General features: G+C 39.6%; 6 protein-coding genes and 2 pseudogenes. 2 read left to right on the forward strand and 6 right to left on the reverse strand.

All coding sequences use genetic code 11. The features are described 5' to 3' along the window. Nucleotides 1-167 precede the first annotated feature (167 nt). A pseudogene (locus tag FD50_RS12400) lies at nucleotides 168-326 on the forward strand (helix-turn-helix domain-containing protein); the annotation flags it as partial. Here the strand turns inward: FD50_RS12400 and FD50_RS00430 are convergent. From FD50_RS00430 to FD50_RS00455, 6 genes and pseudogenes are all read right to left on the reverse strand, one after another. Next, nucleotides 268-570, reverse strand: a complete 303-nt coding sequence (locus FD50_RS00430; RefSeq protein ID WP_228890139.1) for a hypothetical protein — start codon at nucleotides 568-570, stop codon at nucleotides 268-270. The pseudogene FD50_RS12400 and the gene FD50_RS00430 overlap by 59 nt on opposite strands. Nucleotides 571-645: 75 nt before the next feature. Continuing rightward, on the reverse strand, nucleotides 646-1401 hold the full coding sequence (locus FD50_RS00435) for an ABC transporter permease (RefSeq protein ID WP_056959482.1): 756 nt from the start codon (nucleotides 1399-1401) through the stop codon (nucleotides 646-648). Continuing rightward, nucleotides 1398-2048, reverse strand: coding sequence for an ABC transporter ATP-binding protein (locus FD50_RS00440; RefSeq protein WP_054758140.1), 651 nt, complete (start codon nucleotides 2046-2048; stop codon nucleotides 1398-1400). Before FD50_RS00440 ends, FD50_RS00435 begins: the two co-directional genes overlap by 4 nt. Before the next feature lie 361 nt (nucleotides 2049-2409). Then, nucleotides 2410-2641 (reverse strand): annotated as a pseudogene (locus tag FD50_RS12875) (type ISP restriction/modification enzyme); the annotation flags it as partial. 334 nt (nucleotides 2642-2975) lie between these two features. Continuing rightward, nucleotides 2976-3323 carry a type II toxin-antitoxin system PemK/MazF family toxin gene (locus FD50_RS00450; protein WP_054758139.1) on the reverse strand — a complete coding sequence of 116 codons (348 nt, stop codon included), beginning with the start codon at nucleotides 3321-3323 and terminating at the stop codon, nucleotides 2976-2978. Beyond that, nucleotides 3323-3586, reverse strand: a complete 264-nt coding sequence (locus FD50_RS00455) for a type II toxin-antitoxin system PrlF family antitoxin (protein WP_056959484.1) — start codon at nucleotides 3584-3586, stop codon at nucleotides 3323-3325. The genes FD50_RS00450 and FD50_RS00455 overlap by 1 nt, the downstream gene beginning before the upstream one ends. 77 nt (nucleotides 3587-3663) lie before the next feature. Between FD50_RS00455 and FD50_RS00460 the strand changes: the two genes are divergently transcribed. Next, nucleotides 3664-4251: a site-specific integrase gene (locus tag FD50_RS00460; RefSeq protein WP_054758137.1), complete on the forward strand. Its 588-nt coding sequence runs from the start codon at nucleotides 3664-3666 to the stop codon at nucleotides 4249-4251. Nucleotides 4252-4584 lie beyond the last annotated feature (333 nt).

The following is a 4584-nucleotide window of genomic DNA, read 5'->3' on the forward strand; positions in this document are numbered from 1 at the left end:
CAACAATCGTTCCAATGTATTACAAAGACTATTTTGTTAATTTTGCACCAGAACCAAAAATTGATTATGGTAGATTGTAAAATTAATCCGAACGCTGTTCGGACAAAAAAGATCAGCTTCCTTTAAAATGGTGTTTACCACAAACCCATTTTTTAGGAGCTGATCTTTTGTCTAGTATAACCTATTCTGAACGAATTAAAATTGAAACCTTTTGTGAGCTAGGACTGACCAATATCCAAATGGCTGAGCGGTTAAAACGATCTCCGTCTACGATTTCTTATGAATTATCTCGTTGTCAACCTTATCAAGCTGAATTAGCACAAACAACAGGATCAGCAACACAAACAACGTCCCACTGATAATGATCAACCAGTGGATATTGCTACCTAAAATTGTAATCGCCAGCATGGTTAAAAACGAATAGAAAAATAGCGAAAACCAAATACCGTTACCTAGGCGAACCTTATCGCGATGATAACGCCAACCACAAATGGTTCCAAATATGAGTGGTACTAACCAGCCCCAGTAAAACATTGCTGGAACTGGAACCCAAACCGCGGCGTCATTCACATCAATACCCCCGCATTAAGTTTTATCTCAGCTTCCATCATAAAGGACTCCCCGCGGGACTGCAATCAGGAGTCATTACTTCAACTGTTTTTGTTCATTATAGAAATTACGGTAAGCTAAATAGCACGCAATGATTGACCCCAAACTAGTCGCTGATAAGAGCATGAACGTGACCATAATTTGATACCTAATGGCCCGTACTGGATCGACCCCTGCAAAGATCAAACCGGACATCATCCCTGGCAGACTGACTAGACCCACAGTCTTTGCCGAATCAATGGTAGGTGACATCCCCGTACGAATCGCCTCACGCACGATGGCAATCGAAGCATCAAGTAGACCAGCCCCTAACGCCAACCGTTCAAGCACACCTTGCCGCTGGTCATGAAACTGACTATTGAGGCTGCGATAAGCCAGCCCAATTGCGACCATTGAATTCGACGCAATCATACCAGAAATGGGAATCATTTGCGATGGCACAAACTTAATCGCACCAGATAGCACGAGGACGCCGAGTGTTACCCCCGTACTAACAAAAATGGCTAATAACGAAATGGCTAATGCATGGTCAATCCCCGGCCCCCGTTTTTTCGCATTCCAAGCCGCATTGAAGATAATGAAGCCTATCATCGCCAGCGTTAGCCACAAATTGTTGACTCGGAAAATATACTTTAGCAAGTAACCCACGATAAATAGTTGTACAACAGCCCGCACGACACCAATGACAATGTCCCTATCCAAGCCAAGTTTCTGCCACAAACTAATTCCTAACGCGACGAGCACTAACATTGCCGCCAAAAATAGCGACGTATTATTAGCTGCTAAATTCATGCGTGTACCTCCAATCTGCCAGCAACCACTTTCGCTAATTGATCTGCCGCAGCAATCTCTGTCGCGTCATGAGTAATCATGATCGTTGTCACGTGATCATGCTCATTTAACTGTCGTAACCAGGCGTGCACGATTTGCTTATTATTTTCATCCAAACCAGCTGTCACCTCATCTAATAACAACACTTTTGGTAAGAATAAGATGTTGCGAATCAGCGCGACCCGCTGCCGTTCACCACCGGAAAGCTCGATAATCGGCTGATGCAGGGTTCGTTCGGACAGCCCAACATTATTTAACGCCGTTACCACTCGTTGCGTATCCATGACTTGCTTACGAATTTGGTACGGGAAAGCTAAGTTATCTGCCACCGTCTCACCAAATAACGTCGGTTGTTGGAAACAATATGAGACTTGCCGCCGATACATGATTGGGTCGTAACTTTCAATCGGCTGCCCATCAAAAATCAAGGTCCCACTTGTTTTAGAAATCATGGCCGCAATGATCCGTAATAACGTACTTTTCCCACCACCGGATGGTCCCGTCAATGTAATATGAGCCCCAGCTGGAATCTGCCAATCAACATCATGTAAAATATGTTGATCAGCGATTTGATAATTAACTTTTTCTAAACTAATCAATGAATTCATATGCCCACCCCCGATCGCACAATGATCGGCGCCGACAACAGCCGGATGAAAAAGTGCTCAGAAGTCAATAAATTGGACTTATCTGTTTGATGTATTAATACACGAACCTGTGTAGCCATTGGCAAAGCCATATGAATCATACCTGAGTCAAAGTGTTCCGTATAACTACGGAGGAGTTCTAATTGAACTTTTAATTTATCATTATTTTCCTTGATCGATCGTTTTTGTCTAGACATACGTTTTCTCCTATCTAGGAAGTATTATATCATTTTATAAAAAAACAACCCCCGTTATCTAACTATTAGATAATGGGGGCTGTTTTAATAGTCTTTCCTAGGGGTCATTATATATTAGACCCATACTACTCTTGAATTTCAAATTCTGGTAATTCATCAATTAATTCAAGGGTACGCATACTTACAGTAATAACGGAATAGTAAGAGGTTCAAAATATACTTAGGATCGTCACTAAATTCGTTAGGATCATCTGTAATCTCTGATTTTTTATCAGTCTTTACTTGATACTGATCAATAATCCATTCGATATCGGGACGTCCATTTACAACATACTCATAGCCCTTTTCTGGAATGTGGCTCTGATGTCAAGACTCCGGACCTCTTTTTCGAGCCCGCTAGGGCTCGTACCCCGAAAATTTTCAAAATGACCTGATTTCGTACAGATTTTGGGTCATTATTTATGTCCCTAAGTTATGGCACTTCCTCATGCCTTTGATTATAGGGGATAAAAAAATAGGCCACAACTTATGATTTATGTCATAACCACCCAAGGGCAGGGGGCACACTTAATTAAGGGCCCATTTTTATACAAATCGCCCCTCAAAAACGTTGTTAAAATAGCCCCCAATATCTACATTATAGATATTGGGGGCTATTTTGTTGCTTTTATCAACAAATAGCATCTGTTTTTTAGAAGAATTGTTGGAGCTTTGTACTAATTGAACTAATTTCTTGTTGAGATAAAGTGGCCACAATTTCGCCATCTGATCGTTTTGTTGGATCGACAGCACGGACATGTTGCAATAACGCTGTCCCGTGAATTTTCCCGTTATCTATCCTGATAAATAACGGCGATTTAGCATACTTTTCTTGGGTACGATATTTGTCAGAGGTACTGATTGGCACAACTAACACCGTATTAAAATAGCGATTATAGTGATCGTTGCTCACAATTAAACACGGTCGCTTTTTCTTAGTTTCAGTGCCTTTAGCCGGATCTAAATTAATCCACAAAATAGCGCCTTGTTTTAATTTCATTAATCAAAGTCTTCACTTTCTACATCTTTACCCCAATCAACTTCTGTTGTACTGAGATTTCCGAACTTTTTTTCTTGTTCATCAACAATTTGCCATAGATCCGGTTTACTACGAACAATCATTACTTTACCATTTGGTTCAATCTGCCATTCAATTGTGTCAGTAGACCGAACTTTTAACAGCTCACGTACTGTTTTAGGAATTGTAATCTGATTTTTACTTGTGATTTTCGATCTAACCTTAGTTACATTACCTGCACTCACAATACCATCTCCTTACTTTTTCCTTACAAAAATAATAACATAACTACTTTAATATCTCAATAAAAGGAGAAAAGACTATGCAGCAAGTTGTCTTACCAATCAAAGATTCAAATGTGCTCAAAGAGGTGCAAGATACGTTACTCAATAATTTCAAAGCTGGCCGTCGTAACTATACAATTTTTCAAGTTGGTAAAGCTACGCTACTAAGAGTCAGTGACGTTATGTGCCTAAAACAGACCGATATTTTTAATCCGGACGGCTCCATTAAACAAAATGCGTTTATTCATGATAAAAAAACTGGTAAACCTAATACCTTGTACCTTAAACCTGTTCAAACAGAGCTTTTATTGTATCGTCAATGGCTACTTGATAATCAGCTACAATCTGAATGGCTTTTTCCTTCCATTCAACACCCAGAACGGCATATTACGGAAAAACAGTTCTACAAAATCATGAGCAAAGTCGGCGATCTTTTAGGGATTAATTATCTAGGTACCCACACAATGCGTAAAACTGGAGCTTATCGCGTTTACACGCAATCCAATTACAATATTGGCTTAGTCATGCACTTATTAAATCATTCAAGTGAAGCCATGACTTTAGCTTATTTGGGTTTAGACCAAGCAAGTACTGAAACCATGTTAGATCAAATTGACTTTGGTTAGTTTTATTTAGATTTTTGGTTGTTGCCGAAGGCAACTTCTGAGACAGATTTTAAGCACAAAACCTCCACTAAATTTTGGTGGGGTCTAAGTGCGCATTGACCTCGCTTCGCTCAGACTGCTGATTCCCTTAAATTTACTTTTAGTGTACGCCTGGAGCTTCGCTTTTTCAACGCTTATATTGACTTTTATTAGTTTGAATGTTATTATTTTGATTAATTATATATAAGCTTGTAATGAGGCATTAGTATGACCCTATCAACATTGGAAAAACAAGAAGCCAAATTAAAACAGCTTAATCAAAAGATCAAAGCTGAAAAAAGTAAGATTGAACAA

The sequence above is a fragment of the Liquorilactobacillus satsumensis DSM 16230 = JCM 12392 genome (genome assembly GCF_001435195.1).
GTDB lineage: Bacteria > Bacillota > Bacilli > Lactobacillales > Lactobacillaceae > Liquorilactobacillus > Liquorilactobacillus satsumensis.

What these genes read in the sequence shown, in the direction of transcription:
- FD50_RS00435 (WP_056959482.1), bottom strand. Translation starts at nt 1,401, where the DNA reads ATGAATTTAGCAGCTAATAATACGTCGCTATTTTTGGCGGCAATGTTA.
- FD50_RS00440 (WP_054758140.1), bottom strand. Translation starts at nt 2,048, where the DNA reads ATGAATTCATTGATTAGTTTAGAAAAAGTTAATTATCAAATCGCTGAT.
- FD50_RS00450 (WP_054758139.1), bottom strand. Translation starts at nt 3,323, where the DNA reads ATGAAATTAAAACAAGGCGCTATTTTGTGGATTAATTTAGATCCGGCT.
- FD50_RS00460 (WP_054758137.1), top strand. Translation starts at nt 3,664, where the DNA reads ATGCAGCAAGTTGTCTTACCAATCAAAGATTCAAATGTGCTCAAAGAG.